The organism is Mycobacterium sp. IDUB_9 (assembly GCF_055419505.1).
Map to the genome: position 1 here is coordinate 198,616 of NZ_JBVAXU010000009.1, position 24,702 is coordinate 223,317.

The 24,702-nt window shown below is 66.3% G+C and carries 23 protein-coding genes; 11 read left to right on the top strand and 12 right to left on the bottom strand.

Annotation, left to right across the window (positions count from 1 at the left end):
• Positions 1-61: 61 nt before the first annotated feature.
• From ACZY08_RS28100 to ACZY08_RS28120, 5 genes are all read left to right on the top strand, one after another.
• On the top strand, positions 62-799 hold the full coding sequence (locus tag ACZY08_RS28100) for a glucose 1-dehydrogenase (RefSeq protein ID WP_463747881.1): 738 nt from the start codon (positions 62-64) through the stop codon (positions 797-799).
• Between the two features lie 173 nt (positions 800-972).
• Positions 973-3,699: a glycoside hydrolase family 2 protein gene (locus ACZY08_RS28105; RefSeq protein WP_463747915.1), complete on the top strand. Its 2,727-nt coding sequence runs from the start codon at positions 973-975 to the stop codon at positions 3,697-3,699.
• A gap of 9 nt (positions 3,700-3,708) precedes the next feature.
• Positions 3,709-3,933, top strand: a complete 225-nt coding sequence (locus tag ACZY08_RS28110) for a hypothetical protein (RefSeq protein ID WP_463747882.1) — start codon at positions 3,709-3,711, stop codon at positions 3,931-3,933.
• A 76-nt stretch (positions 3,934-4,009) separates the two neighbouring features.
• Positions 4,010-5,236, top strand: coding sequence for an enhanced intracellular survival protein Eis (locus tag ACZY08_RS28115; RefSeq protein ID WP_463747883.1), 1,227 nt, complete (start codon positions 4,010-4,012; stop codon positions 5,234-5,236).
• A 35-nt stretch (positions 5,237-5,271) separates the two neighbouring features.
• A complete protein-coding gene (locus tag ACZY08_RS28120) occupies positions 5,272-6,540 on the top strand; it encodes a competence/damage-inducible protein A (RefSeq protein ID WP_463747884.1) in 1,269 nt (422 codons plus the stop codon).
• Here ACZY08_RS28120 and ACZY08_RS28125 read toward each other — a convergent pair.
• The 7 genes from ACZY08_RS28125 to ACZY08_RS28155 all read right to left on the bottom strand — a co-directional run bounded on the left by ACZY08_RS28125 (position 6,537) and on the right by ACZY08_RS28155 (position 13,064).
• Positions 6,537-7,937 carry an FAD-dependent oxidoreductase gene (locus ACZY08_RS28125; RefSeq protein WP_463747885.1) on the bottom strand — a complete coding sequence of 467 codons (1,401 nt, stop codon included), beginning with the start codon at positions 7,935-7,937 and terminating at the stop codon, positions 6,537-6,539. The genes ACZY08_RS28120 and ACZY08_RS28125 overlap by 4 nt on opposite strands.
• Positions 7,938-8,029: 92 nt before the next feature.
• Positions 8,030-8,677, bottom strand: coding sequence for an MBL fold metallo-hydrolase (locus ACZY08_RS28130; RefSeq protein WP_463747886.1), 648 nt, complete (start codon positions 8,675-8,677; stop codon positions 8,030-8,032).
• Between the two features lie 50 nt (positions 8,678-8,727).
• Positions 8,728-9,642 carry an alpha/beta fold hydrolase gene (locus tag ACZY08_RS28135; RefSeq protein WP_463747887.1) on the bottom strand — a complete coding sequence of 305 codons (915 nt, stop codon included), beginning with the start codon at positions 9,640-9,642 and terminating at the stop codon, positions 8,728-8,730.
• Positions 9,643-9,666: 24 nt separating this feature from the next.
• Positions 9,667-10,569: a fructose bisphosphate aldolase gene (locus tag ACZY08_RS28140; RefSeq protein ID WP_463747888.1), complete on the bottom strand. Its 903-nt coding sequence runs from the start codon at positions 10,567-10,569 to the stop codon at positions 9,667-9,669.
• A gap of 106 nt (positions 10,570-10,675) precedes the next feature.
• Positions 10,676-12,151 carry an amidase gene (locus tag ACZY08_RS28145; protein ID WP_463747889.1) on the bottom strand — a complete coding sequence of 492 codons (1,476 nt, stop codon included), beginning with the start codon at positions 12,149-12,151 and terminating at the stop codon, positions 10,676-10,678.
• Between the two features lie 6 nt (positions 12,152-12,157).
• Positions 12,158-12,382, bottom strand: coding sequence for a hypothetical protein (locus ACZY08_RS28150; RefSeq protein ID WP_463747890.1), 225 nt, complete (start codon positions 12,380-12,382; stop codon positions 12,158-12,160).
• A 43-nt stretch (positions 12,383-12,425) separates the two neighbouring features.
• Positions 12,426-13,064, bottom strand: coding sequence for a hypothetical protein (locus tag ACZY08_RS28155; RefSeq protein WP_463747891.1), 639 nt, complete (start codon positions 13,062-13,064; stop codon positions 12,426-12,428).
• 399 nt (positions 13,065-13,463) lie between these two features.
• Here ACZY08_RS28155 and ACZY08_RS28160 point away from each other — a divergent pair, with 399 nt between their 5' ends.
• The 5 genes from ACZY08_RS28160 to ACZY08_RS28180 are packed head-to-tail and all read left to right on the top strand — an operon-like array spanning position 13,464 to position 18,009.
• Positions 13,464-14,393, top strand: coding sequence for a TauD/TfdA dioxygenase family protein (locus tag ACZY08_RS28160; RefSeq protein WP_463747892.1), 930 nt, complete (start codon positions 13,464-13,466; stop codon positions 14,391-14,393).
• Position 14,394: 1 nt separating this feature from the next.
• The gene (locus ACZY08_RS28165) at positions 14,395-15,258 is read left to right on the top strand and encodes an ABC transporter permease (protein WP_463747893.1); all 864 of its coding nucleotides are present in this window, start codon (positions 14,395-14,397) and stop codon (positions 15,256-15,258) included.
• Positions 15,245-15,988: an ABC transporter ATP-binding protein gene (locus ACZY08_RS28170; protein WP_463747894.1), complete on the top strand. Its 744-nt coding sequence runs from the start codon at positions 15,245-15,247 to the stop codon at positions 15,986-15,988. The genes ACZY08_RS28165 and ACZY08_RS28170 overlap by 14 nt, the downstream gene beginning before the upstream one ends.
• Positions 15,989-15,992: 4 nt before the next feature.
• Complete coding sequence (locus ACZY08_RS28175) at positions 15,993-17,057, top strand: PhnD/SsuA/transferrin family substrate-binding protein (protein WP_463747895.1); 1,065 nt, start codon at positions 15,993-15,995, stop codon at positions 17,055-17,057.
• Positions 17,058-17,091: 34 nt separating this feature from the next.
• Complete coding sequence (locus tag ACZY08_RS28180; RefSeq protein WP_463747896.1) at positions 17,092-18,009, top strand: TauD/TfdA dioxygenase family protein; 918 nt, start codon at positions 17,092-17,094, stop codon at positions 18,007-18,009.
• Positions 18,010-18,048: 39 nt separating this feature from the next.
• Here ACZY08_RS28180 and yaaA read toward each other — a convergent pair whose 3' ends face one another.
• Together yaaA and ACZY08_RS28190 are read right to left on the bottom strand one after the other, a co-directional pair.
• Complete coding sequence (yaaA, locus tag ACZY08_RS28185; RefSeq protein ID WP_463747897.1) at positions 18,049-18,795, bottom strand: peroxide stress protein YaaA; 747 nt, start codon at positions 18,793-18,795, stop codon at positions 18,049-18,051.
• A 53-nt stretch (positions 18,796-18,848) separates the two neighbouring features.
• A complete protein-coding gene (locus ACZY08_RS28190) occupies positions 18,849-19,526 on the bottom strand; it encodes a C40 family peptidase (protein ID WP_463747898.1) in 678 nt (225 codons plus the stop codon).
• A 549-nt stretch (positions 19,527-20,075) separates the two neighbouring features.
• Between ACZY08_RS28190 and ACZY08_RS28195 the strand changes: the two genes are divergently transcribed.
• Positions 20,076-20,849, top strand: a complete 774-nt coding sequence (locus tag ACZY08_RS28195) for an ArsR/SmtB family transcription factor (protein ID WP_463747899.1) — start codon at positions 20,076-20,078, stop codon at positions 20,847-20,849.
• Here the strand turns inward: ACZY08_RS28195 and ACZY08_RS28200 are convergent.
• The 3 genes from ACZY08_RS28200 to ACZY08_RS28210 form a co-directional block, all read right to left on the bottom strand.
• Positions 20,846-23,743 carry an MMPL/RND family transporter gene (locus ACZY08_RS28200; RefSeq protein WP_463747900.1) on the bottom strand — a complete coding sequence of 966 codons (2,898 nt, stop codon included), beginning with the start codon at positions 23,741-23,743 and terminating at the stop codon, positions 20,846-20,848. The two genes, ACZY08_RS28195 and ACZY08_RS28200, sit on opposite strands and share 4 nt — an antisense overlap.
• Positions 23,740-24,213 carry an MmpS family transport accessory protein gene (locus ACZY08_RS28205; RefSeq protein WP_463747901.1) on the bottom strand — a complete coding sequence of 158 codons (474 nt, stop codon included), beginning with the start codon at positions 24,211-24,213 and terminating at the stop codon, positions 23,740-23,742. The genes ACZY08_RS28200 and ACZY08_RS28205 overlap by 4 nt, the downstream gene beginning before the upstream one ends.
• Positions 24,214-24,627: 414 nt before the next feature.
• Positions 24,628-24,702: DUF5078 domain-containing protein (locus tag ACZY08_RS28210; RefSeq protein ID WP_131811697.1), on the bottom strand; the 75-nt coding region annotated here is incomplete at its 5' end.

The window sequence follows — 24,702 nt, forward strand, 5'->3', positions numbered from 1 at the left end:
ATCCGGTGCCCAAATTGGAACAGGTTCTAATTTCGCGCCGCAGGCGGTAGCCTCACCCGTCATGGGACGGGTAGACGGAAAAGTGGCACTCATCAGCGGCGGCGCGCGGGGTATGGGCGCGGAGCACGCCCGGGCGCTGATCGCCGAAGGCGCCAAGGTGGTGATCGGGGACATCCTCGACGACGAGGGCAAGAAGCTGGCCGCCGAGCTCGGCGACGCGGTGCGCTACGTCCACCTCGACGTCACCGACGCCGACCAGTGGGACGCCGCGGTGCAGACCGCCACCTCGGAGTTCGGGTCGCTCGACGTGCTGGTGAACAACGCCGGCATCGTCGCGATCGGCCAGATCGGCAAGTTCGATATGGCCCAGTGGCAGAAGGTAATCGACGTCAACCTGACCGGCACCTTCCTGGGCATGCAGGCGTGTGTGAAGGCGATGAAAGCCGCCGGAGGCGGTTCGATCATCAACGTCTCGTCCATCGAGGGACTGCGCGGTGCGGCCATGGTGCACCCGTACGTCGCCTCCAAATGGGCGGTGCGCGGCCTGACCAAGTCCGCGGCGCTCGAGCTCGGACCCAAGCAGATCCGGGTCAACTCGATCCACCCAGGATTCATCCGGACCCCGATGACCGAGCATTTCCCCGAGGACATGCTCACCATTCCGCTGGGCCGGCCCGGACAGCCCGATGAGGTCTCCAGCTTCGTGGTTTTCCTGGCTAGCGATGAATCCCGCTACGCCACCGGTGCCGAGTTCGTCATGGACGGTGGCCTCGTCAACGACGTCCCGCACAAGCTCTGAGGGTGCACCGGCCGCACGGGGCGGCATTCACCACGGCAGAATGACCGGTCACGGCATCGACTCACCGACACGGTGCCGGACCGGTCCTTGAGGAGCTGCCCATTTCCGCCCGGAATCGCCGCGCCGGCTTGAGTCTGGCGGGTCTCGTTGTCGTCGCGCTGCTGGTGCTGTCACTGTGTGCGGCTGATTTCCCGCCGTTCGCCAGGCCGGAGCCGCCGTCGGGACGGGTGGAGCTCGCGCAGGGCTGGCAGCTGGCCTCGGCGCGGACCGTGACGGCCGACGGTGCGGCGTTGTCCACGCCGGGCGAGGTGAACGCCGACTGGCACTCCGTCAAGCACATGCCGTCCACCGTCCTGGCGGCACTGCAGGACGACGGCACCTACCCGGACCTGTATGTCGGCGACAACCTGGCCGATGTGCCGGATGACCTGTACCGCCAGGACTGGTGGTACCGCACGACGTTCAGCGCACCGCAGGGAAGCTCGAGCTACCGGTTGGAGTTTCCCGGCATCAACTACCGCGCCGAGGTCTGGCTCAACGGCAAGCTGATCGCGGGCAATTCACTGGTGGTCGGCATGCATACGGTCCACGAGATCGACGCCACGCCGTGGATCAACCCCGGCGGCGCCAACACGCTCGCCGTGAAGGTGACACCCGAGCAGGCGCTGCAGGACATCGACGGGGTCGAGCTGGCTGACAGCTGGTGGGACTGGCTCAACTGGAACCGCATCGGCTACCAGGGCCCGGACAAGAACCCGCTGCGCGGCAATTCCTATGTGGCCGACCGCAATGCGGGCATCTTCAAGCCCGTCTACCTGAGCTATTCGGGCCAGGTCGTGCTCAGCGACCCGCTGGTCACCTCGGAGCTGCCGTTGCCTGACACCGCTCACGCCCGGCTCACGGTCTACTCCGACATCCGAAACACCGCCGACGTTCCGATGCGCGGCGTGGTGCGGGCCCGGATCAGCCGACCCGGAAAGCCGACGATCTCGGTGGATCAAGCGGTCAGCCTGGCGCCGGGGGAGAAGCGTGAAATCCGGTTCGATCCGGACACTTTCGCAGCGCTGCGGGTGAGCGACCCGGACCTGTGGTGGCCATACACCATGGGCAAGCCGGACCTGTACGACCTGCGGCTGGAGTTTGTGCGGTATGGCCGGGCAGACGACACCGTGGATTCGCGATTCGGCATCCGGACCGTGGCGCAGCACCGGGACAACGACGAGGAGTTTCCCGATCTGGGGCGCGGCGGCAGCTTCTACCTGACCGTCAACGGGCGCGACTTCCTGGTCCGGGGTGCGGCGTACACGCCAGATCTGCTGTTCTCCTACGACCCGAAGCGTGAGGACGCCATCCTCGGATACGTCCGGGACCTCGGGCTGAACATGCTGCGCCTGGAGGGAAAGTTCCCGGGCGACAACATCATCGAGCGGGCCGATGAACTGGGCATTCCACTGATGTACGGGTGGATGTGCTGCAACCAGTGGGAGAAGTGGTGGCAGTGGGACGACGAGGACCGGCGGGTGGCCGACGAGAGCATGCGCTCACAGATCCTCTCCCTGCGCGGGCACGCATCGGCGTTCCTGTGGGCCAACGGCAGCGACGGCAAGCCCCCGGCGCCGGTGCTCGACGGCTACCACCGCATCCTGGGTGAGCTGCACTGGCCCAACACCGTCGTCGACACGGTGTCGTCGTTGGCCCGCGATGCCAACGGCGAGCCCGACTGGGATGGCATCCACATGGCGGGCCCGTACACCTGGCGCCCACCGAGCTACTGGTTCGACGGCCGCTATCAGGCCACCCGCGGCTCCAATGCCGAACAGGGCGACAACGAACACATCCCGCCGTTCGCCAGCCTGCAGAAGTTCATCCCGAAGGACAAGCTGTGGCCGATCAACGAGGCCTGGTATTTCCACGCTGGGGCAAACCCCAGCAACGCCGCCCTGGAGAGCATCCGTACGGCGGTGGTCCAGCGCTACGGATCATCGCGCGGCGCAGAGGAATTCGCCCGCAAGGCGCAGCTTGCCCACTACGAGTCGACCCGCGCACAGTTCGAGGCCTTCGCGGCCGGCGGGTGGGACAACCACAAGATGACGATCTACTGGATGCTCAATAATCACTGGCCGTCGTTCTTCGGCCATCTCTTCGACTACTACCTGCGTCCCGGCGGTGCGTACTTCGGAGCCAAGAAGGGGCTGCGTCCACTGTCGGTGGTCTTCGACTCATATGCGACCGGTGATCACGACACGGCCGGCGTCAAGGTGGTCAACCAGTCACCACTGGAGCGGACAGGTCTTCGGGTGCGGGTGCGTACCTACGACCTGACCGGCCGGATACGCGACGACCGCGGTGCCGATGTGCCGGCCGTGCCGTCGAACGGAGTGGCGCCGGGCTTGACGCTGCCCCGGCTGGCCCTCGACTCGCCGGTGGTGTTCGTCCGTTGCGAACTGCTCGACGAGTCCGGCGCCGTCGTCGCGGACAACACCTATTGGCAGTCGCAGAAACGGGATGATGTCGGCCCCCCGGTGAACGACCAGGCCTTCGACCTGATGCAGGCCAGCTGGGCCGACATGACGCCGCTCAACACCATGGCGCCGGCACCGCTGGAGGTGACCGCGCACCGCACCGAATCGCCCGACGGCGGCGCCAGCGTGAAGATCCGTCTACACAATCCGGGCGGTCACATCGCCTTCTTCGAACGTGCCGAGATCACCACCACCCGTGACGGTGACGAGATCCTGCCGATCGAGTACTCCGACAACTACGTCACGGTGTATCCGGGGGAGACGGTCGAGGTGACCGGCACCGTGGCCGGATCGGAGCATGCCGCGAACTGGGTTCGCGTCGGCGGCTACAACAGCGCACCGACGGTGGTGCCGATCGACCAGCGGGTACGGCGATAGGATCGGCAGATGACCACAACCGATGAGCGCCATGAGGTCGGCCGGCTGGCCGAGAGCGGTGGATGGCGGCACCGCGACCTCGACCGGGTGGATGACTACCAGCGCGGGGCGAACCGGATCAGGGTGGTGTGGCAGGGCCCGACCAAGATCAGCGGGGCGACGCTGTACCAGGACGACATCATGACCACCTACACCCGTGAACTGGCGACGCTGAACAACTGGCTCAAGCGCTGACTCACCCCACCGGCCCGCCGGCGCGGCCGGAAAATCGGTCGCCCTGGCCGGTGACGGTGTGGCACTGTCGGTTTCTGTGATCGACAACGTCGCTTCTCCGGCAACAACCCTCACGCTGCACAGCGTCACCGACCTCGACTGGGCGGGAATGGCGCTGCTGGGCAACACCGCCTTCGGCGAGGTCAACCACCCCGATTCGATGTCGGCGTGGCGGCAGATGGTGCCCGCTGACGGTGGCGTGGTGATGTTTGACGGCACCGGCGACGGAAATATCGTCGGCCAATCGATCTATCTAGATCTCACTCTCACAGTGCCCGGTGGCGCGGTCCTACCCGCGGCGGGTCTGAGCTATGTGGCCGTCGCGCCCACTCATCGACGCCGCGGCATCCTGCGCTCGATGTACACGGAGTTGCATCGCCGGATCGCCGAAGCGGGATATCCGATCGCCGCGCTCACCGCCAGTGAAGGCGGCATCTATGGCCGATTCGGCTACGGCCCGGCCACCACTGTGCACCTGCTGACCATCGACCGCAGGTTCGCCGAGTTCCAGGCGTCCGTCCCCGACCCCGGCGGAGTCCGGCTGGTCACACCCGCCGAGCACCGCGACACGTTCGCCGCGATCTACGACCGCTGGCGACAGCAGACGCCGGGCGGGCTGGTGTGCCCGACGCCCTTGTGGGACGACCTGCTCGCCGACCGGGAGAACACTCGAGACGGCGGATCGGAACTGTTCGCGTTCCTGCACCCGGACGGTTATGCGATGTACCGCGTACACGGTGACGAATCCCGGTCGATCCGCGTACGCGAGGTCACCGCGGTGACCACCGATGCCTACATCGCCCTGTGGCGGGCACTGCTGGGGATGGACCTCATGGAGAAGGTGAGCATCTGGACGCACCCGGGCGAGGCCTTGCCCTACCTGCTGACGAATCCACGGCTGGCCCGGGTGACCTCGAGCAGCGACGACATGTGGATCCGGATCATGGACATCCCGGTCGCCCTTGAGTCCCGCCGGTACCTGGCCGACCTCGACACCGTCCTCGACGTCACCGACGGCTTCCGCGATGACGGCGGACGATTTGCCCTGCAGATTCGGGACGGCCAGGCCCGGTGTACGCCCACCGAGGCCCCGGCTGACATCGAGTTGGGGCTCGACGTGCTCGGGAGTCTCTACCTCGGTACCCACCGACCTGAGGCCTTCGTCGCCGCAAACCGGTTGCGCAGCAAGGATTCAGCCGTGGTGCGGCAGCTCGGTGCGGCCTTCGCGAGCGACGTTCCGGCCGAGCTGGGCTACAGCTTCTAGGTGGCGGCGAGACCCTGCTGCGTAGTGTTCATCTGGTGAGCGCACGCGCAGGCATAGTCGTTACCGGAACCGAAGTACTCACGGGCAGGGTTCAGGACCGCAACGGTCCGTGGCTGGCCGACCAGCTCCTCGAGCTCGGAGTCGAACTCGCCCACATCACCATCTGCGGCGACCGTCCCCGGGACATCCAGGCACAGTTGCGGTTCCTCGCCGCCGAGGGCGTGGACCTGATCGTGACCAGCGGCGGGCTCGGACCCACCGCCGACGATCTCACCGTGGCGACGGTCGCCGAATTCTGCGGTCGCGAGCTCGTGCTCGACGAGGCGATGGAGGAGCGGATCGCCGCCATCCTGCGCAAGATGATCGGCGACCGACCGGGTGTGGATTTCGACGCGGTGCGCGCGGCCAACCGCAAACAGGCCCTGGTGCCCGTCGGCGCGGACGTCCTCGCGCCCGTCGGCACCGCGCCAGGCGTGGTGGTGAGCGGCAGTCCGACGGTGGTGGTGCTGCCCGGCCCGCCGCGGGAGTTGCAGCCGATGTGGCACACCGCCGTCGCTACCGAGGCCGTGCAACAGGCCATCGCGGGCCGGACGAAGTACCGGCAGGAGATGGTGCGGATGTTCGGCCTGGCGGAATCCGGCCTGGCCGAGACCCTGCGCGAGGCCGAGGGCGCCGTCGCGGGCTTCGATGCACTCGAGATCACCACGTGCCTGCGCCGCGGTGAACTCGAGATCGTCACCCGGTATGAGCCCGACGCTGCCGGTGCCTACCACGATCTGCTGACCCTGCTGCGCGACCGGCATGGTGCCGCGCTGTACTCCGAGGACGGCACCACCGTGGACGAGCAGGTGGCCGCTCTGCTGGCGGGGCGGCGGATCGCCACGGCAGAATCCTGCACGGCCGGACTGCTGGCCGCCCGGTTGGCCGACATCCCCGGCTGCTCGGACTACTTCGCCGGTGGGGTGGTCAGCTATTCGAACGAGGCGAAGGCCGAACTGCTGAACGTGGATCCGGTTCTGATCGCCGAGTACGGTGCGGTGTCCGAACCGGTGGTCGAGTCCATGGTCAACGGCGCGCTGCACCATTTCGGCGCCGATACCGCGGTGGCCATCAGCGGCATCGCCGGCCCGGACGGCGGCACTCCGGAAAAGCCCGTCGGCACCGTATGTTTCGCGGTCCGGGCCGGATCGGCCGCGATCACCCGAACCCTCCGGCTCCCTGGCAACCGATCCGACATCCGGGAGCGGGCCACCACGGTCGCCATGCATCTGCTGCGCCGGGCGCTCTCCGAAACCGTGGACTAGCCCGCCACTTCCTCGCGGACGGCCGCTGCTGCGGGAACGGTCCGGGGCCGGGAGGCTTCTCGGCGTCGTCGCGGGGTACTGCGCGCCACCCGCGCCACGATGGACGGCTGTGCCAGTCTGCTGGGTGGGTCGACAAGGTTCATCACGCGGAAGAACGCCTCGGTCACCACCGGATCGTCCTCGGCAGCCGCGAGCACCCGTTCGGTATACCAGTTGGACAACCGCATCGAGACCGGCCGGTGGCCGGGGATCTGCGGCAGCGCCAGATCGGCACCGCATGCCATCTGCCATGGCGTGTCGACGCAGTCGGCGGCGGCCCGCAGGAACCTGCGTCCCAGATCGTTGGCGCCCCGGTCCAGGCAGTCGCGCAGCGCCAGCGCCTCTAGCGCGGCCACCGACATCCCTTGCCCGTACACCGGATTGAAGCTGCAGATCGCGTCACCGAAGACCAGGAGACCATCGGGGAAACGGGGCATGCGTTCATACCGTCTGCGCACGCTCGCGGGATAACGGAAGGTGGCCGCCGGTCCCAGCGGTTGGGCTTCGCGCAGGGCCGCGACCGTCTCGGCCGGGAACACATCCTCGACGAAGTCGATCATCCCGGCCAGATCGGTCGGTGGTTCGCAGCCCGCCATCCCGGCGGTGGTGAGAAGCCACGTGTTGTTCTCGTAGGCGAACAATGATCCACCACTTGGTCTTTCAGGAACAGTACCCACGAGGGTGAGGCGATCGCGTGGGACGTTGTCGCCGAAGCTCAACAGTTGGCTGGAATAGGCCACCTTCACCTCGACCCGGTCTTCGGCCGGACGTCCGAATCCCGCGCTCTCCAGGAACACCGGGGACCGGCCGGCCCGCCCCATGGCGTCGACGATCAGATCGGCGGCTATCGCCTGTCCGGTGCCGCCGCCCCGGGGAGCGACCAGGACGCCCGTCACGCGCCGGGCGTCGGTCATCAGCAACTCGACCGCGTCATGCCCGTCGAGGATGTCGATGTTGGCAATCGCGCGCACCCGGTCCCGCACATGACCTTCCAGGAACGGTCTGCTCGCCAGATAGGTCGCGATCGGTCTGGACGGCTCCCGGTTGAGATTGAGCCGGTGACCGCCGAACGTCAGCGAGACGAGTGACAGGTTCGGCCCGTCGAGCACCGTCGCACCGTCGGCGGCCAGTTCCTCGGGGAGCCCCGGAAACAGTTCGGCCAACGCCTGCAGCCCACCGCTGAGCAGGCCATGGCCGTGCCTGCCCTGCGGGACGCCCCGTCGCTGGGCCGCGCCGTCGGGCAGCACGTCGCGCTCCACGAGCGTGACGGTGTCGTAGAAGTCGGCCAGGACGCGGCCGGCCAGCAGCCCGCCCATGCTCGCGCCCAGCACCACTGCGTGTTCGCCGATCGTTGCCATTGCCGACCTCCGCACCGAGCTGGCTCGTCGCCAGTTGTTCGAAGTATCGGGGCAGGCCGGAGCCGGGCCTAGAGTAGTGCGCTACTCGAACGTCAGTGGGCGACCGGTACCGAGCGCCGCGCCTCGTCGACGCATGCCGGCCAGGTGCCCTTATCGAGGACGGTGACCGCACGCGCCCCGAAGGCGCTGGAGATGACGACATCGGGTTGCAGGCGCGCCAACACGTTCAGGCTGTCGGCCATCGCTGCGGCATCGCCGACGCCCGGGATCACGAAGGTCGACCATCGCCCGTCGGCCGCGACGAACATGGTGTCCCCGGTGAACAGATAGCGGCCCTGGGCGCCCTCCACCAGATAGCTCGTGCTGCCCGGAGAATGACCGGGGGTGGGGATCACCTCGACTCCGCGGTCATCGACATGTCGGTGCGAGAGCGGTACGTCGATCGGGTTGTGCCGCTCGATCGTCTCGCGTTCGGCGGCAGGTGCGTGCAACCGGGAACCGAACCGCTCGGCGACGCGGGCCAGCATCGGTCCAGCCTCGTCCTGGTGTGACAGGTAGTGGTCGCCGACTCCGCCGAGCGAGTCCAGCGTGGCGAAGTCGGCGTCGCCGGCCGGGCAGTAGAACAGTGCGTTGGGCCCGTCCGGCGTCCACAGGTAGGCGTGCGTGGTCAGTCCGGGAAACGGTGTGTCGGTGCGTGTTTCCCACAGGTCCGGCCGAATCTGGTTCATCGAGTTTGTCATGACAACAGCCTCGACCCTCAACAATGGTTGAGGTCAAATCCTCGGCGAGCTCAGTCGGTTTTCGCCTGGTCCCACGTCGAGATCATGGTGCCCATGATTTCCTCGGCGCAGCCCAGTCCACCGAGGTGGCTCTCGTAGGGCAACTCGGTCATCACCGCATCGGGCAACCGGGAGACCACATGCTGGCCGTGCGCGAACGGAACGATGTGGTCGTGGTCGCCGTGCCACCAGCGCACCGGAACCTTGACCTCGTCCAGTCGGAAGCCCCAGTCACGCTCGAACACCACGATGTCGTAGAAGGGGGCGGCCAGTTGCTTACGGCTGCCGTTGAGCAGGTCGTCGAGGAACATGGCCTTGAACTCGGGCCGCGCGAGCATGCGCCGGTCTCCTTCGGGGGAGATGCGCGCATAGATCTCCAGCGCGGGGGAGGCGACGGGCCGGATGAGCCGGATCAGGCCCGAGGCGGCCAACCGGATCGGTGCGCCGGCCACCTGCAGGATCGGTGCGACTGCCGCGCCGAGTTGCATCAACGGACTGCTGATCGCGTCGGGGCCGACCATCGGCGCCACACCGCCGAGCACCCCGGCCGCCATGACCCGGTCGGGCATGGCGGCCGCGGTGGCCAGCGTGTAGGGACCGCCGCCGGACAACCCGATGACGGCCATCTTGTCGATGCCGAGCGTGTCGGCGATGGTGCGCAGATCGTCACCGAAATCCAGCACGCGGTCGTACTGGTGTGGCGTGGAGGAGCCGATGCCGGGACGGTCCACCCCGATCAGCCGGATGTGGTTCCGCTCGGCGTAGATCCGGGCCTCGGTCGGGATCTGCCTGCGGGCACCCGGGGTGCCGTGCAGCCAGAAGACCGCACGGCCCTGTGGGTCGCCGAACTCGGCGAATCCGAGTTGGCGGCCGTCGTCGACGGCGACATTGCCCTCCAGTTTGGGGCGATCGATCGGGATGACCATCTGTGTGCGCCTCGCCGGGTCCGATTACTCTGCGCCGGACGCGACAGAGGCTTCAAAGATCGATTGGATGGACTTGTCCAAAGTGGCATTGAACTCGTCATCGCTCTGCTGAGCCGACAGCCCCTCGGTGAGCGCCCGGCTGAAGCTCGCGATCACGCCGGAGTTCTCGGCAAGCATCTTGTTGGCCTCATCGCGCGAGTACCCGCCGGACAGCGCGACCACCCGCATCACCTTCGGATGATCGACCAGCGACTGGTAGTGGTTCGCATGAGTCGGCAGGGTCAGCTTGAGCATGACCAACTGGTCGGCGGGCAGTGCATCCAGGTTCTTGGTGATCTCGTCGCGGAGCAGATCCTCGGCCTCGGCCTTGTCGGAGATCGAGATGGTGACCTCGGGCTCGATGATCGGAATCAGGCCGTGCGAGAGCACCTGCTTGGCCACCTCGAACTGCTGGGCCACCACGGCGGCGATGCCGTCGGCGTTCGCCGCGCCGATCACCGAGCGCTCCTTGGTGCCGAAGATGCCGTTCTTCGCCGCACGGGCCAGCAGATCGTCGAGGCCGGGCATCGCCTTCATCACCTGCACACCGTCGGAGACCTCGGCCAGACCCTTGTCGATCTTGAGCAGCGGCACCACGCCTTTGTCCTCCCAGAGGTAGGTGGCGGTGGGCTTGCCGTCGATGGAGCGATCCATGGTCTGCTCGAACAGGATTGCGGCCAGCACCCGGTCACCGGTGAACACCGGGGAGGTGATGATGCGTGAGCGCATCTGGTGGATCAGGTCGAACATCTCCTCTTCGGAGGAGTAGGCGCTCTCCTCGACACCGTAGAGACGCAGGGCCTTGGGGGTCGACCCACCGCTCTGGTCGAGCGCGGCGATGAAGCCCTTGCCCGTGGTCATCTTGTCGGCCTGCTGCTGGTTCACCATGAGGTTGTCCACTCCTTTGAAGACGGTCGTGCTGTTGTCGTGCTGTGGGGTGCCGGGCGGTGTAATACGCCGGTGACGCACCCGTTCGCCTCAGAGGATATGCGGGCTACGTCACGGTGGTGGCGGCCACCCATCGGGGCGGGATGCGGGGGGCCCACGGGGCCGCCAGCTCGAGTTGACCGGCCAGGCTGAGCAGGATCGACTCGTCGGGCGCCATCAGCTGTACACCGATCGGCAAGCCGTCCCGCGTCTGGCCCAGTGGCAGGGAGATCGCCGCCCAGCCGGTCACATTGGCCAGGGCGGTCCATCCGGTGGTGGCGAACTCGACGTCGAAGAAGGCCCGGGTGGTGCCCCGGGGTTGGTTCAGCAGCCCGTACGGCGGGGGACCGGTCAGCAGCGTCGGTACCAGCAATACGTCGTGACCAGCCATTTCCCGGGTGAACCGACGGGTCTGGGCATGGATCGCCGAGATCGCGTTCGCGTACGCCACTCCCGTCGTGGTGAAGCCCTCGCGCATCATCACCCAGGTGCTCGGCTCGAATTCGTCCTCACGCGGCGCCCGTCCCAGGTGGTCGGCGGCCAGGTCGTGTAGTTCAGCGTTGCTGACGGTGTGCAGCACCGCGATGGCATCCGCGACCGCATCCGCATCGATGGTCGGAGCCCCTGGAGTGAGCCGATGCCCGAGGCTCTCGAGCAGACGACCCGTCGCCTCGACCGCCGCCACCACCTCCGGGTCGATCCGGTCGGTGGGAAAGGGTGACGAGGTGGCGATCAAGATGCGTTGGGCCGGTGGGGTCTGAGCGGCCAACTGGAGGAAAGGGACCGCCGGGGCCGCGGCGGTGTAGGGGTCGCCGGGGGCGCTACCGGTGATGACGTCGAGCAGTGCCGCGCAATCGCGCACTGTGCGGGTGAGGGCGTGGCCGTTCACCAGGCCTTCGAGTCCGTGGCCACCGTCGGGGCCGAAGGACGACCGCCCGCGCCGCGGTTTGAGGCCGACGACGCCGCAGCATGAGGCGGGCACCCGGATGGAACCGGTGCCGTCGCCGCCCGAGGCCGCGGGCACCACCCCGGCGGCCACGGCCGCTGCCGACCCGCCGCTGGATCCACCCGGGGTGACGAGGGGGGACCAGGGGTTCACCGTGGGGCCGAACAGCATCGGCTCGGTGGTGCAGTGGTTGCCCCACTCCGGGGTGTTGGTCTTGCCGAACACCACCAGGCCCGCGTCCAGGTAGCGGTCCACCGTCCATGCGGATTCGGTTGCGACATGGTCGCGCAACGCGCGCGACCCCATGGCCTCGCGGGCACCGGCGAGCGCTGCACCGAGATCCTTGAGCAGGAATGGCACCCCGGCCAGCGGGCCGGCCTGCTCGTTGCGGAGCACTCCGGACTCGTCGAGGGCGGCAGCTTGTGCGCGGCCCCTCTCGAACAGGTCGGTGATCACCGCGTTGAGTCCGCGGGTCGCCTCGACCCGGGCGATTGCCGCGTCGAGAAGCTCGACAGCGGTCAGCTCGCCGGCGGCGGCCAGTGCTGCCTGCCCGATCGCATCGGTGCGTGCAAGTTCGAATGCCGACGAGGAGTCCATGCCACATCACTCCGGGAGGTCGCTGGTGGTGGTGTTCGGCCGTGCGGTGCTGCGGGTCACCTCGAGCGCGATGAGAACGTCGACGGCAGTGATGATCAGACCCGCGAAGTACATCCACTTGAAAGTCGGATCTGGTTGTGCAGCAAAGTAAATGATCAGGAAGATCGGTCCGACGATTCCGAATACGAACACCATGGCCTGGATGCGGATATACCGCCAGAATGTGGACATCGATCTCCCGCCGCATGGCCGATGAGCGGCCAGCTTAGCGCGCTTACCGCGGTGCCACGACTACCGGCGTCGACAGGATTTCGCGGTATTCGACCATCGGTTCGCGTTTGAGGACCGCACTTCCCGAGGTGACGAGCAACTCGGTCGGTGAGACCGCGTAGTTCACCTGGTAGTTGCGGGCGACGAACCTGCGGCCCGGCGTGACATCGGCCGACGCCGCCAGAGCGGCCCGGTCGGTCAGCCGCACGCCGTGGTATTCCAGTCGGCCGGTGCGGTCCAGGCAGATCACGACAAGCGAACCTTCGGTGCGGCCGATGGCCCGCGCGGTCTGGGTATCGCGGCAGCGCGCTTGGGAGTCGACGAAGCCGGACCCGTCGGAGGCGAACGCAGCGGTCAGCGGAGCGGTGGCGCTCTCGGTGAATACGGGTTGCTGCGGCCGATTCGGTATCACCTCATACGTTCTGGCGCCGACGGCGTACACCGAATCCCTGGCCGAGAGCTTGGAAGCCAACGTGGTCATGATGACGAATGCGGTGAGCAAGGAGCTGACCACGGCTGCGGCCGCCACTCCGATCCCGACAGGCAGCCACTGTCGCTGCGGCGCCTTCCGGTGCCGTCCACGGCGAACCGGCTGATACGGCGGATGCGGCGGATGCGGTGTGGAAACTGGGTGGGTGACCAAGCTTGCTCCCGGGAAACGGCGGTGTGATGGGCGTGGCACAGGCGACGGGCGCTGACGCGAGCTCATATTCTGCACGACGAGGCAGGCCGCTGTGGGTGACACCCGGGAATTCGCCGAAATCGGGTGGCGGTGTGGGCCGGTCGCGTTGCGGTGGCAATACCGCGCTGAAAGTAGCTCGGCAACAGTGCGATTCGCACCCGCACTCCGGCGAAGTGTCAGTGCACCGCAGGCAGGGGCGATTTGGATCGTCGGCTCGGGCCGCGGCCGGCAACGCAATTTCGGTCACCTGCTCGACGAAACCACTTCAGGTCACGTCGATTCAAACGGGTAAGCCCAGCGGCCAACCCCGTTAGCGTCCAATGGCCGATATATGCAGCCGCTTTCGAGGGGAGTGTGGCCATGACTTCTACGGAACTCACTATCAGTCCGCTGTCGGGATTCACCGGCGCCTTGATCGACGGGGCCGACTTGTCGGCGCCGCTGGCCCACGAACAGGTAGCGGCGATCCGCGAAGCCCTGCACCGGTGGAAGGTGGTGTTCTTCCGCGGGCAGGACCTCGACCACGCATCGCAGATTGCGTTCGGCGCCCAGTTCGGCGAGGTCACGCCCGGCCATCCTTACGAGGGCGACTCTGCCCCAGCCGGATTCCCGCAGATCCACACGGTGTCCCCGGCCGCTTACGACCACAGGTACGGCACGAAATATCGCAAGCGGCAAAGTCCGAACGGCCCCGGGTGGCATGCCGATGTCACCCCGCTGATCAACCCGCCGTCGCATTCGATACTGCGGGCGGAGCGTGTGCCCGGCTACGGCGGCGACACCCAGTTCACCAATGTGGCTGCCGTGTATGCCGGTCTGTCGCCGTCGGTGCAGGGACTCGTGGACGAACTGCGTGCCGAGCACCGCTTCGGTTCGACGACGCCGGCTGAACGCAGCACCGAGAAGATCGGTGATCTGGTGCGCAGCAATCCGCTCGCGACGATCCACCCGGTGGTCCGGGTTCACCCGGAGACGGGGGAGAAGGTTCTCTACGTCAACCCGTCCTTCACCCGCGAGATCGTCAATCTCTCGCCGCGGGAGGGCAGGCACCTACTGGATCTGTTGTTCGAGGAGATCGCCCGGCCCGAGTACTCGGTGCGGTTCAGGTGGGAGCCGGGCAGTGTGGCGTTCTGGGACAACCGGGCCGTGCTGCACCTGGCCCCGCGGGACTTCGAACATGTCGAGGGTGAGCGGGAGCTGCATCGCATCACCCTGGTGGGTGAGATTCCGGTGGGCCCCGATGGTGTTGCATCGGAGTCCATTTCGGGCGACTACTTCGGCGCCGCCTGAGATGTCCATCCTGTTGTCGCGGCCGCCCGGCGCCGCGCATACCGATACTCCGATCGGGCTCGTCGATCCGCGGGCGGCGGTCCGGAGGGCACAGCGTAAGCCGATGGTGCCGCGTTCGGTGCAGCGGCTGCTGGGCCCTGTCCTACTTGTCGGCCTGTGGCAGCTGCTCTCCACCGTCGGCATCTTCGACGAGCGCACCGTGCCCCCGCCGGCCCGGATACTCGCTACGGCATGGACGCTGATCGCCGACGGAACCTTTCAGGAACACCTGACCGCCAGCCTGCTGCGTGTCGGATACGGCCTGGCGTTCGGCATCGTGCTCGGACTGGGGCTGGCACTGATCTCCGGGCTGTCCCGCATCGGCGAGAACTTCGTCGACGCCAACATGGAAGTGCTGCGCGCGGTTCCGAACTTCGCACTGGTGCCACTGCTGATCGTGTGGTTCGGCATCAGCGAGGTGCCGAAGATCCTGCTGATCACGCTCGCGGTCGCCGTGGCGATCTACATCAACACCTTCAGCGCGATCCGCAGTGTCGATGCGACGCTCGTCGAGGCCGCCAGATCCTTCGGTGCGGGCCGCGGCGAAATGATCTACCGGGTCATCATTCCCGGATCGCTGCCGGGATTTCTGATCGGCCTGCGGCTGGCGCTGACGGCCTCCTGGTTGTCGTTGATCTTCGCCGAGACGATCAACGCCAAGAAAGGTCTGGGCCGGATGATGACCGACGCCCGCGAGTACTTCCAGATCGACATCGTGTTCGTGTTGATTGCGGTGTACGCGATGCTCGGCCTCATCTCGATTCTGGTGGTCCGGTTCCTCGAAGGCCGTTTGCTCACCTGGCGGCGGGCCTATGACGGAGACTGACACGTCGGCATCCACTGCCGGTGCTCCGTCGGTAGTGATCGCCCGTGACGTCCGGAAGCGGTTCGGGGACAACGTCATCATCGACGGACTCGATCTGGAGATCCGGGCCGGCGAATTCGTTGCGCTGTTGGGCCGCAGCGGTTCCGGCAAGAGCACGTTCCTGCGGGCACTGGGCGCGCTCGACAGTGATGTGGATGGATATCTCCGGGTACCCGGCCGGCGGGCGATCGTGTTCCAGGATTCCCGGTTGCTGCCCTGGCAGCGGGTGCTGGCGAACGTGACGATCGGATTGCCCGCCGGCGGCGCGGTACAACGGCGCGCGCTGGCGGCGCTGGGCGAGGTCAATCTGGCCGACAAGGCAAAGGCGTGGCCGCGCACGTTGTCCGGAGGAGAGGCTCAGCGGGTCGCGCTCGCCCGGGCCTTGGTGCGTGAGCCGCAACTGCTGCTGCTCGACGAACCGTTCGGTGCACTCGACGCGCTCACGCGGATCAGAATGCACGGCCTGCTGATGGACCTGTACCGCAGGCACACTCCGGCGGTCCTGTTGGTCACCCACGACGTCGATGAAGCGATCCTGCTCGCCGACCGCGTGATCGTGCTGACCGACGGCGTCATCTCTCTCGACGTCGACGTCACGGTGCCCAAACCCCGAGCCCGTGACACCCACGAATTCACCACGCTGCGAAAGCAATTGCTTTCCGAACTCGGTGTGTCCGAAGACAAGGAATGATCAGATGCCCTTTGGTGGAGCTCGATTGCGGTCCTTCGTGTTGTTGGTTCCGTTGCTGCTGAGCGCGTGCGGGTTGTCCGACGACGAGTCCGGCGGCGCCATCGACACGGTGAAGATCGCGGCCAAGACCGAGGTGCCGGCCGGCACCAAGCTCGTCGTCGCCGAGCAGAACGGGACACAGTCGCTGCCCTGGAATCTGGCCAACGCCGGCCAGGGAACTCCCTACACGGTGGATTTCGCCGATTTCAGCGGTGGAGCCGCGGTCATCGAGGCACTGCGCTCGGGGGCAGCAGATATCGGATCCGTCGGCGAAGCGCCGATACCCATCGCGGTGGACAGCGGCGTCACGGACCTGGTGACCGTTGGGCTGCAGGCGAATCCGGGCACCAGCGGTGGCTATTACCTGGTGGCCCGACCCGACAGCGGAGTCAGGACGATCGAGGATCTCCGTGGTAGGCGGGTGGCCTACCCGCCTGGGTCGGGCCGGCACATGGTGACCGCCGGGCTGCTCAAGCGCCATGGCCTGGATCTGCGTACCGACGTTCAGCCGGTGGAACTGGCTGGGGCAGAGGTGGTCCCGACGTTCGCCGCCGGAGCCGTCGATGCGGCCATCGTGCTGGGCAATCAGTACTACCAGTTGGGTGAGCCGCCGATCCTCGGTGACGGCAAGGGCATCAACACCGGCATCCAGACACTGATCGTGCGAAGGGACGTGCTCGACGATCCCGCCAAGGCGGCGGCGATCGGCGACTATGTCGGAAGGTCGGTCGCGGCCAACAACTGGAAGGACACCCACGCCGACCAGTGGATCGACGAGTACTACGTCAAGGTTCAGGGCATTGCCTCCGACCAGGGCAGGAAGCTCTACGACGAGGACGGGGTGGCCTCGTACTACCCGATCGATGCGGAGTCCACGGCGCTGTTCCAGTCCGTTGCCGACGGCCTGCACGAGACCGGAACGATCAAGGGCCGCATTGACGTCAAGCCCTATGTCGACGGGCGTTACAACGACATCGTCAGAGCCCAGAACGAACTCGACGGTGTCACACCGAAATCGCTGAAATCGTAGCGGCCCCAAATAGATAGAACCGAGAGGAACATCGATGACACAACTGGCATCCGCACTGAGTGTCCGACCACAGTCCGGCTGGATCGGCGCCGAGATCCACGGAATCGACCTCACCGCACCGTTACTCGATGAACACGTCGCCGAAATCCGTGCTGCGCTGCTCAAATGGAAAGTGGTGTTCTTCCGCGATCAGTTCATCGGCCACGATGATCATCTTCGGTTGGCTCGGGCTTTCGGCTCTCCGACCCCCGCCCATCCGCTGTTCGATTCCATCCCGGACCCGGATTACCCGACGATCTATCCCATCTTCGCTGACCGGTTCAAGTCCCGTTACGGCACCAGCCGCGGTTACGACAAGGCGAACTGGCATGCCGACGTCACCGCGGCGGTGAATCCGCCTGCCGCGTCGATACTTCGGGCCGAGGTGATCCCGCCCTACGGCGGTGACACCCAGTGGGCGAACACCGTCGCGGCGTACGCCGGGCTGTCGGCGCCGTTGCAGAGGCTCGCCGACGGACTGCGGGCGGTGCACCGTTTCGCGCCACCGGACGGCGCGACGGCGACCGAGGACTATCAGCGCCGGGTGGACCGCCGTCCGCTGCTGACCGAGCATCCGGTGGTGCGGGTGCATCCGGAGACCGGAGAGCGTGCGCTCTACGTCAACCCGGGATTCACCAGCCATATCGTGGATGTGTCGCCGCACGAGAGTCGCCGCCTTCTCGGTTTGTTCTACGACGAGCTGGTTCGTCCGGAGTACACCGTGCGGTTCAAATGGGAGCCGGGCAGCATCGCGTTCTGGGACAACCGCTCGACAGTGCATCTGGCACCGTCAGATCTCACCGGTGAGTACGACCGTCGGTTGTATCGCGTGACGTTGGTGGGGGATGTGCCGAGGGGTCCGGACGGCCGGCCCTCGGTGGCTTTGGACGGCGAGCCGTTCGAGGCAGCCTGAGGCGGCGAGCCGTTCGAGACAGCCTGAGACGGCGAGCCGTCAGGCCGGCACCACGACGGTGAGCTCGTCGCCGTCGCGCTCCACATTCATCCCGGCGCGGCGGGCCACGGCCGCGACGCCGGCGGCGTTGTCGGGTTCGCTTCGGGAGCTGACCAGTGCACGGGCCAGGTGGCCTTTGTGGGCCTTGTTGAAGTGGCTGACCACGGTGCGTTGCCCGTCAGCGCGTTCGGCCAGGACCTGGACCCGCACCGCACCGGGTAGTCGGCCCAGACCGGCGTATGACCCGGATCGCAGATCGACGATCAACTCGCGGGCTGACAGGTCGGCCAGTACGGGCTCCAGCAGCGGGCGCCAACGTTTGGCCAGGCCGGGCTGTCCCGGCAGTTTGGACGAGGCGGACAACCGGTAGGCGGGCACCGGATCGTCGGCACGGAGTAGACCGAACAGCGCGGATCCGACGGCAAGCCGGGTGCGAGCCCGGTCGGCGGCCGCACCGCGCAGCGATCCGACGTCGAGGGCGTCGTAGAGCACCCCGGTGTATCGCTCGATGGCCGGCATCGTGGGCGCCTGTCGGAGTGCCGCGTTGCGTTCGATCTCGGCGTCTTGGCCGGCGGAGATAGCCAGAGCCCTGCGGCACGCGGGCTGATCAGCGGCGAGCTCGATCAGTTCGTCGATCAGTGACTGGCGGAGTGGGGTGAGCTCTGGCGAGCTCAGAATGTCCAAACGCACCGGCGGGCCGTCCCCGCCGGTGCGTTTGGTCTCCGACGGTGGAAGCAGCACGAGCACATCCAGACGCTAGCCGAATGTCTGCGGTTCGCTCACCACCGACCGGTGTGATGTCAGATGGCGATCGGCGCCGGCTCGTCGGGGGCCGGGGGTGCCGGTGGGGGCGGGACATCCAGCACGATCGGTGCCGGACCGTCCATCGGTGCCGCCGGTGGCATTGCATCGGCCGGCGGGGGCGGCGCGAACGGGTCCATCGGTGCCGGGGCGGCCATCGGGTCGATCGGCGGGGGCGGCGGCGGTGCGAAGGGGTCCATGGGTGCCGGGGCGGCCATGGGGTCGATCGGCGGGGGCGGCGGGGGCGGCGGGGGCGCGAAGGGGTCCATGGGTGCGTCCGCAGGCGCCTCCTGTGGCTCGCCTGCCGCCACGGGGAGGTACATGTGGTGGTTGAACTGGCGCTGGTAGGCGCCGCCGCCACCGACCTTCACGCCGTGGCCGCCCTCGCCCGAGGACACCGGCGTGCCGTCCGGCAGGGTCACGGCGGTGTGGCCGCCGTTCCAGCCGATCACCAGGGCGCCGGGCTGTGTGCCGTACTTGAAGCCACGGGCCAGGAGTGCACGCTCCTGGTTACCGGTGTTGAACCGGTCGCCGTAGACCGGACGGCCGGTCGCCATATTGCTGACCCAGGAAGCCAGGCCAGAGCAGTCTGTGCCGGCCGGCGAGTCTCCACCCGAGATGTACGGCGTGCCCGAAACCTGCTGGACAAGCGCCATAAGCGTCGCGATAGCAAACATGCGGCGGGACGCTAGCAGAGCCGATTTTGAGCGGGCAAAATATGTGACTCCGTTCACAACGGGTGTTGTATATGGACTGCTTCACCTGCTGTGGGATTGAGTGTGGTTGTCTGCGGGGCTAATTCCGTTGCGGGCGACGGGCGTGTCGCCGGTGGCCTATCGCCATATCGAACTATCGCCAATAGTGCTGTGACACTGGGCTTGTCCGGTGATCCGTGGTCTGTCATCCCAACTGGTTCGGCCGGTCGGAATCTCGAATTACCTTGACGTCAAGGGTATTTCGGACCTCAACCGGGCGCGCGTGCGATGTGGGGCCCCCGTCGGCGCTGCCGACGGGGCCCAGTGTGGTGTTCTCCAATGCTGACTAGACGCAGGTGTGCGATTTTGGCAACGTCGGCTCCTCCTGGCGGTGGCTGGGCGCCTGCGATCCGGCGGGCTGACGCACGGTTCTGATACGTCCGCCCGGGCCGGCGAGGCTTGGACATGCAGCCGATTAGCTGCATAATCGCATGGGGCAGCCGAGCGGCTGCGTATGACGGGATGGCGAGGGTGGACGAGGTCTTCAAAGCACTGGCGGACCCTAATCGGCGGCTGCTGCTGGACCGCCTCAACCACACCAACGGCCAGAGCCTGCGAGAGCTCTGTAGCGGCCTGTCTATGGCCCGGCAGTCGGTCAGCAAGCATCTGGCGGTGCTGGAGGCGGCCAACCTCGTCACGACGCTGCGTCAGGGTCGGGAAAAATTGCACTACCTCAATGCTGAGCCGATCAATGCCATCGCCGAGCGCTGGATCGACCGCTACGACTCGACGAGGGTGCAGACCCTTGCTGACCTCAAGACGGTGTTGGAGAGCCCTGCCCTGCCCGGCGAGTTCGTGTACACCACGTACATCCTCACCACCCCGGAAAGGCTGTGGCAGGCGATCACCAATCCGGTGTTCTCCCGCGGCTTCATGGGACACGCCATCGAATCGGAATGGCAGAAGGGATCGACCTACACCTGGGTCGAAGACGGGCTACGGATCGACGACCCCGAGCAGGTGATCGTCGAGTCCGATCCCTATCAGCGGTTGGCCTTCACGTTCCACACATTCACACCCGAACTGGGACAAATCGCCCCGGACCTGAGTCAGGAGGACATCGCCAAGGCGGCGGCGGAGCCGCGGTCGCGGGTGTCGTTCGACATCGAGCCGGTTGGGGACCGGGTCAAGGTCACGGTGACCCACGACGGTTTCGACCCCGCCGGCACCGTGCGGGAGATGATCTCGCACGGTTGGCCGGTCAAGCTGTCCAGCCTGAAGTCCGGACTGGAGCAGGCCTCCTAGACGAGCGAGTCCTGCGGGTCGCGCTGGACGGGAGTCGGCCACGGTGCCGGCAGGGGCCGCTGACGCACCCGCTGTGGCCACCAGAACCACTTGCCCATCAGGGCCGCGATCGACGGGGTCATGAACGAGCGGATGACCAGGGTGTCGAAGAGCAGGCCCAGGCCGATCGTGGTGCCGACCTGACCGATCACGGCCAGCTCGCTGATCGCCATCGACATCATGGTGAAGGCGAACACCAGGCCCGCCGAGGTGACCACCGAGCCGGTGCCACCCATGGCGCGGATGATGCCGGTGTTGAGCCCGGCGTGTATCTCCTCTTTGAACCGGGAGACCAGCAGCAGGTTGTAGTCCGCGCCGACGGCCAGCAGCACGATGACCGCCATGGCCAGCACCATCCAGTGCAGCTCCAGTCCGATCAGGTGTTGCCAGATGAGCACCGACAGACCGAATGATGCGCCGAGGGACAGCACCACGGTGCCGACGATCACCGCGGCGGCGACGACGCTTCGGGTCAGGATCAGCATGATGATGAAAATCAGGCACAGCGCCGCGATCCCGGCGATCAACAGGTCGTAGTTGGCGCCTTCCTGCATGTCCTTGAAGGTGGCCGCGGTGCCGCCGAGGTAGATCTTGGAGCCCTCCAGCGGAGTGCCCTTGATGGACTCCTTGGCCGCCTGCTTGATCGCATTGATGTGGGAGATCCCTTCGGGGCTCATCGGATCGCCCTCGTGGCTGATGATGAACCGCACCGCGTGCCCGTCGGGGGACAGGAACATCTTCATGCCGCGCTTGAAGTCCGGATTGTCGAAGGTTTCCGGCGGCAGATAGAACGAGTCGTCGTTCTTGGAAGCATCGAAGGCCTGGCCCATGGCCGTCTGGTCCTTCATCATCGCTTCCATCTGATCCTGCAGCCCGCCCATGGTGGCCTGCATGGTCAGCATCATGTTCTTCATATTCTTCATCGTCGCGATCATCGGCGGCATGATCGTGAGCATCTGTGGCATGAGCTCATCGAGACGGTCCATGTCCGGCATCAACTTCTGGATGTCGTCGGTCATGGTGTCGATGCCGTCAAGCGTGTCGAAGATCGAGCGCATCGACCAGCACATCGGGATGTCGAAGCAGTGCGGTTCCCAGTACAGGTAGTTGCGGATCGGCCGGAAGAAGTCATCGAAATCGGCGATGTGGTCCCGCATTTCGGCCACATCGAGGACCATCGCGTGCATCTTTCCGACCATGCTGTGCGTGGTGTCGGACATCTGCTTGACCAGCGTGAGCATCTGCTCCATGGTGGTGACCGTCGTCTGCATCTCGTCGGCCATCTTCAACATGTCCTTCATGCGGTCCTGCATGTATTTCATGTTCATCATCTGGGTGGTGCCCTGCATGCTGATCTGGAACGGGATCGAGGTGTGCTCGATCGGCGTTCCCTGCGGGCGCGTGATGGCCTGGACCCGAGAAATGCCGGGCACACCGAAGATTCGCTTGGCGATTCGGTCGATCACCAGGAAATCCGCCGAGTTGCGCAGATCGTGGTCGCTTTCGATGAGCAGCAACTCGGGGTTCATCCGGGCCTGCGAGAAGTGGCGGTCGGAGGCGGCGTACCCGGTGTTGGCCGGCAGATCCGCCGGCAGGTACTTGCGGTCGTTGTAATTGGTCTTGTACCCGGGCAGGGTCAGTAGGCCGATCAGCGACAGCGCGATGGTGGCGATCAGGATCGGGCCGGGCCAGCGCACCACGGCCGCACCGATCTTGCGCCAGCCGCGGGTGCGCATTGCCCGCTTGGGTTCCAGCGTCTTACCGAACCGGCTGGCCACCGAGATGATGGCCGGTCCCAGAGTCAGCGCGGCGAGGACGCCGGTGACCATGCCGATGGCCAAGGGGAAGCCCAGTGACTGGAAGTACGGAAGGTTGGTGAAGTGCAGACACAGCGTGGCGCCGGCGATGGTCAGGCCTGAGCCAAGCACCACGTGGGCGGTGCCGTGGAACATCGTGTAGTACGACTGCTCGCGGTCTTCGCCGACACTTCGGGCTTCCTGATATCGCCCTATCAGGAAGATCGCATAGTCGGTCGACGCCGCGATGGCCAGTGTCACCAACAGGTTCGTGGCGAACGTCGAGAGCCCGATGATGTCGTAGTAGCCCAGTGCGGCAACGACGCCGCGGGCCGCTGAGAGTGAGAGCACCACCATGACCAGCGTGAGGATCACCGTGATGATGGAGCGGTAGACCAGCAGCAGCATGATGATAATGACCGTGAAGGTCAGTGCCTCGATGACTTGCACGCTGCGGTCACCGGCAATGTGCTGGTCGGCGGCCAGTGCGGCCGGGCCGGTCACGTAGGCCTTGACGCCCGGCGGCGGAGTGACGCTCTCGACGATCTTCTGGACGGCCTCGACCGATTCGTTGGCCAGTGCCTCGCCCTGATTACCGGCGGTGTAGACCTGCACGTAGGAGGCCTTGCCGTCGGAGCTCTGGGCACCCGACGCGGTCAGCGGGTCGCCCCAGAAATCCTGGACGTGCTCGACGTGCAACTTGTCGGCCTCGAGCTTGGCGACGACCTCGTCGTAGAAATCGTGCGCTTTGATGTCCAAGGGCTCGTCGCCCTCGAGCACGACCATGACCGAGCTGTTGGACTTGAACTCCTGGAACACCTCGCCGACACGCTTCATCGCAATCATCGATGAGGCCTGGTCGGGGCTCATCGACACCGACCGCATCTTGCCCACCTCTTCGAGCTGGGGCACGACGGTGTTCAGGATGCCGATGAGGACGATCCAGCCGATGATGATCGGGACGGCCAGGCGCCGGATCCACTTGGCGATCCCACCGTGCTGGGCCGGCCTCGGCCCGGTGACCGGGATCGAGTCGGTCGGGGCGTCGTGGGTGCTCATGCAGATTTCACCAAGCAGAAGGTCTGGGCGTTCACGCCGTTGGAGGTTCTCTCGTCCTTGAGTTCGTCATCGACGGTGATCCGGCAGCTGATCGTGTCGCCGGTGCCCTGGGCGACGACGTTGGGGAACACCGACGGGGCGGTGGACTCCAGACGTAGCGTCCAGGGCAGGGTGACCCCGTCGATGCGCTGGGGCTGGGCGTCGAGATCGAGGTAGTTCACGTCCGCGGTCGCACCGGGCACGCCGTAGATCTCATAGACCACGACCTTGGGGTCGAAGGGCTTGGTGTCATCGACCTTCGCGCTGGCCATACCGGAGCCGTCGCCTGCGCCGAAGAACGTGCGCACCCGCATCACCGTGAATCCGCCGACCACCACCACCACCACGATGATCAGGGGGATCCAGAACTTCTTGGCCAGGCCAGAAATCGAAAACAGTTTCCGGCGAGAGGTTTTCGTCGCGTTGGTCATCGTTAAATGGCACCGGTCCGTCGGTTGTGGGCAAATTGGGTGTCGAGGCGGCGAGGCGCCGTGGCCAAGCCGGCGGCACGGCAGTCGATGGGGGAGCACCCGTGCACCATGTTCACCTCGATACGTCTCGCTGTCTAGCCGAATGGCTAACTAAAAACTTAGCGAGATATTAGCCTATTTAAATGAGTGGCAAAACGGTGACACAGCTGTGATGCGGCGCCCGCGGTCCTGAGCTGCCGTCGGTGAACTTCGGACTCCGCCTACGGGCGCGTAGTCAGTGGTCAGGCAGCATTTTCGCCGCGTACCAGCTGCGCTGTCGGGTGTCGCCGGGATACTGATTGTGATGGAGCTAACGGAATCGGGCTGGGCCTCGCCGCCGTGTCGGCGGAGGTGCCCAGCCCGAGGGGAGTTCCGTCAGTGCCAGTCCCAGACCGACATGTCGTTGGGTGGGTAGTTCTGGCAGACGTCGGTGGTGTTGGCGGCGACGCC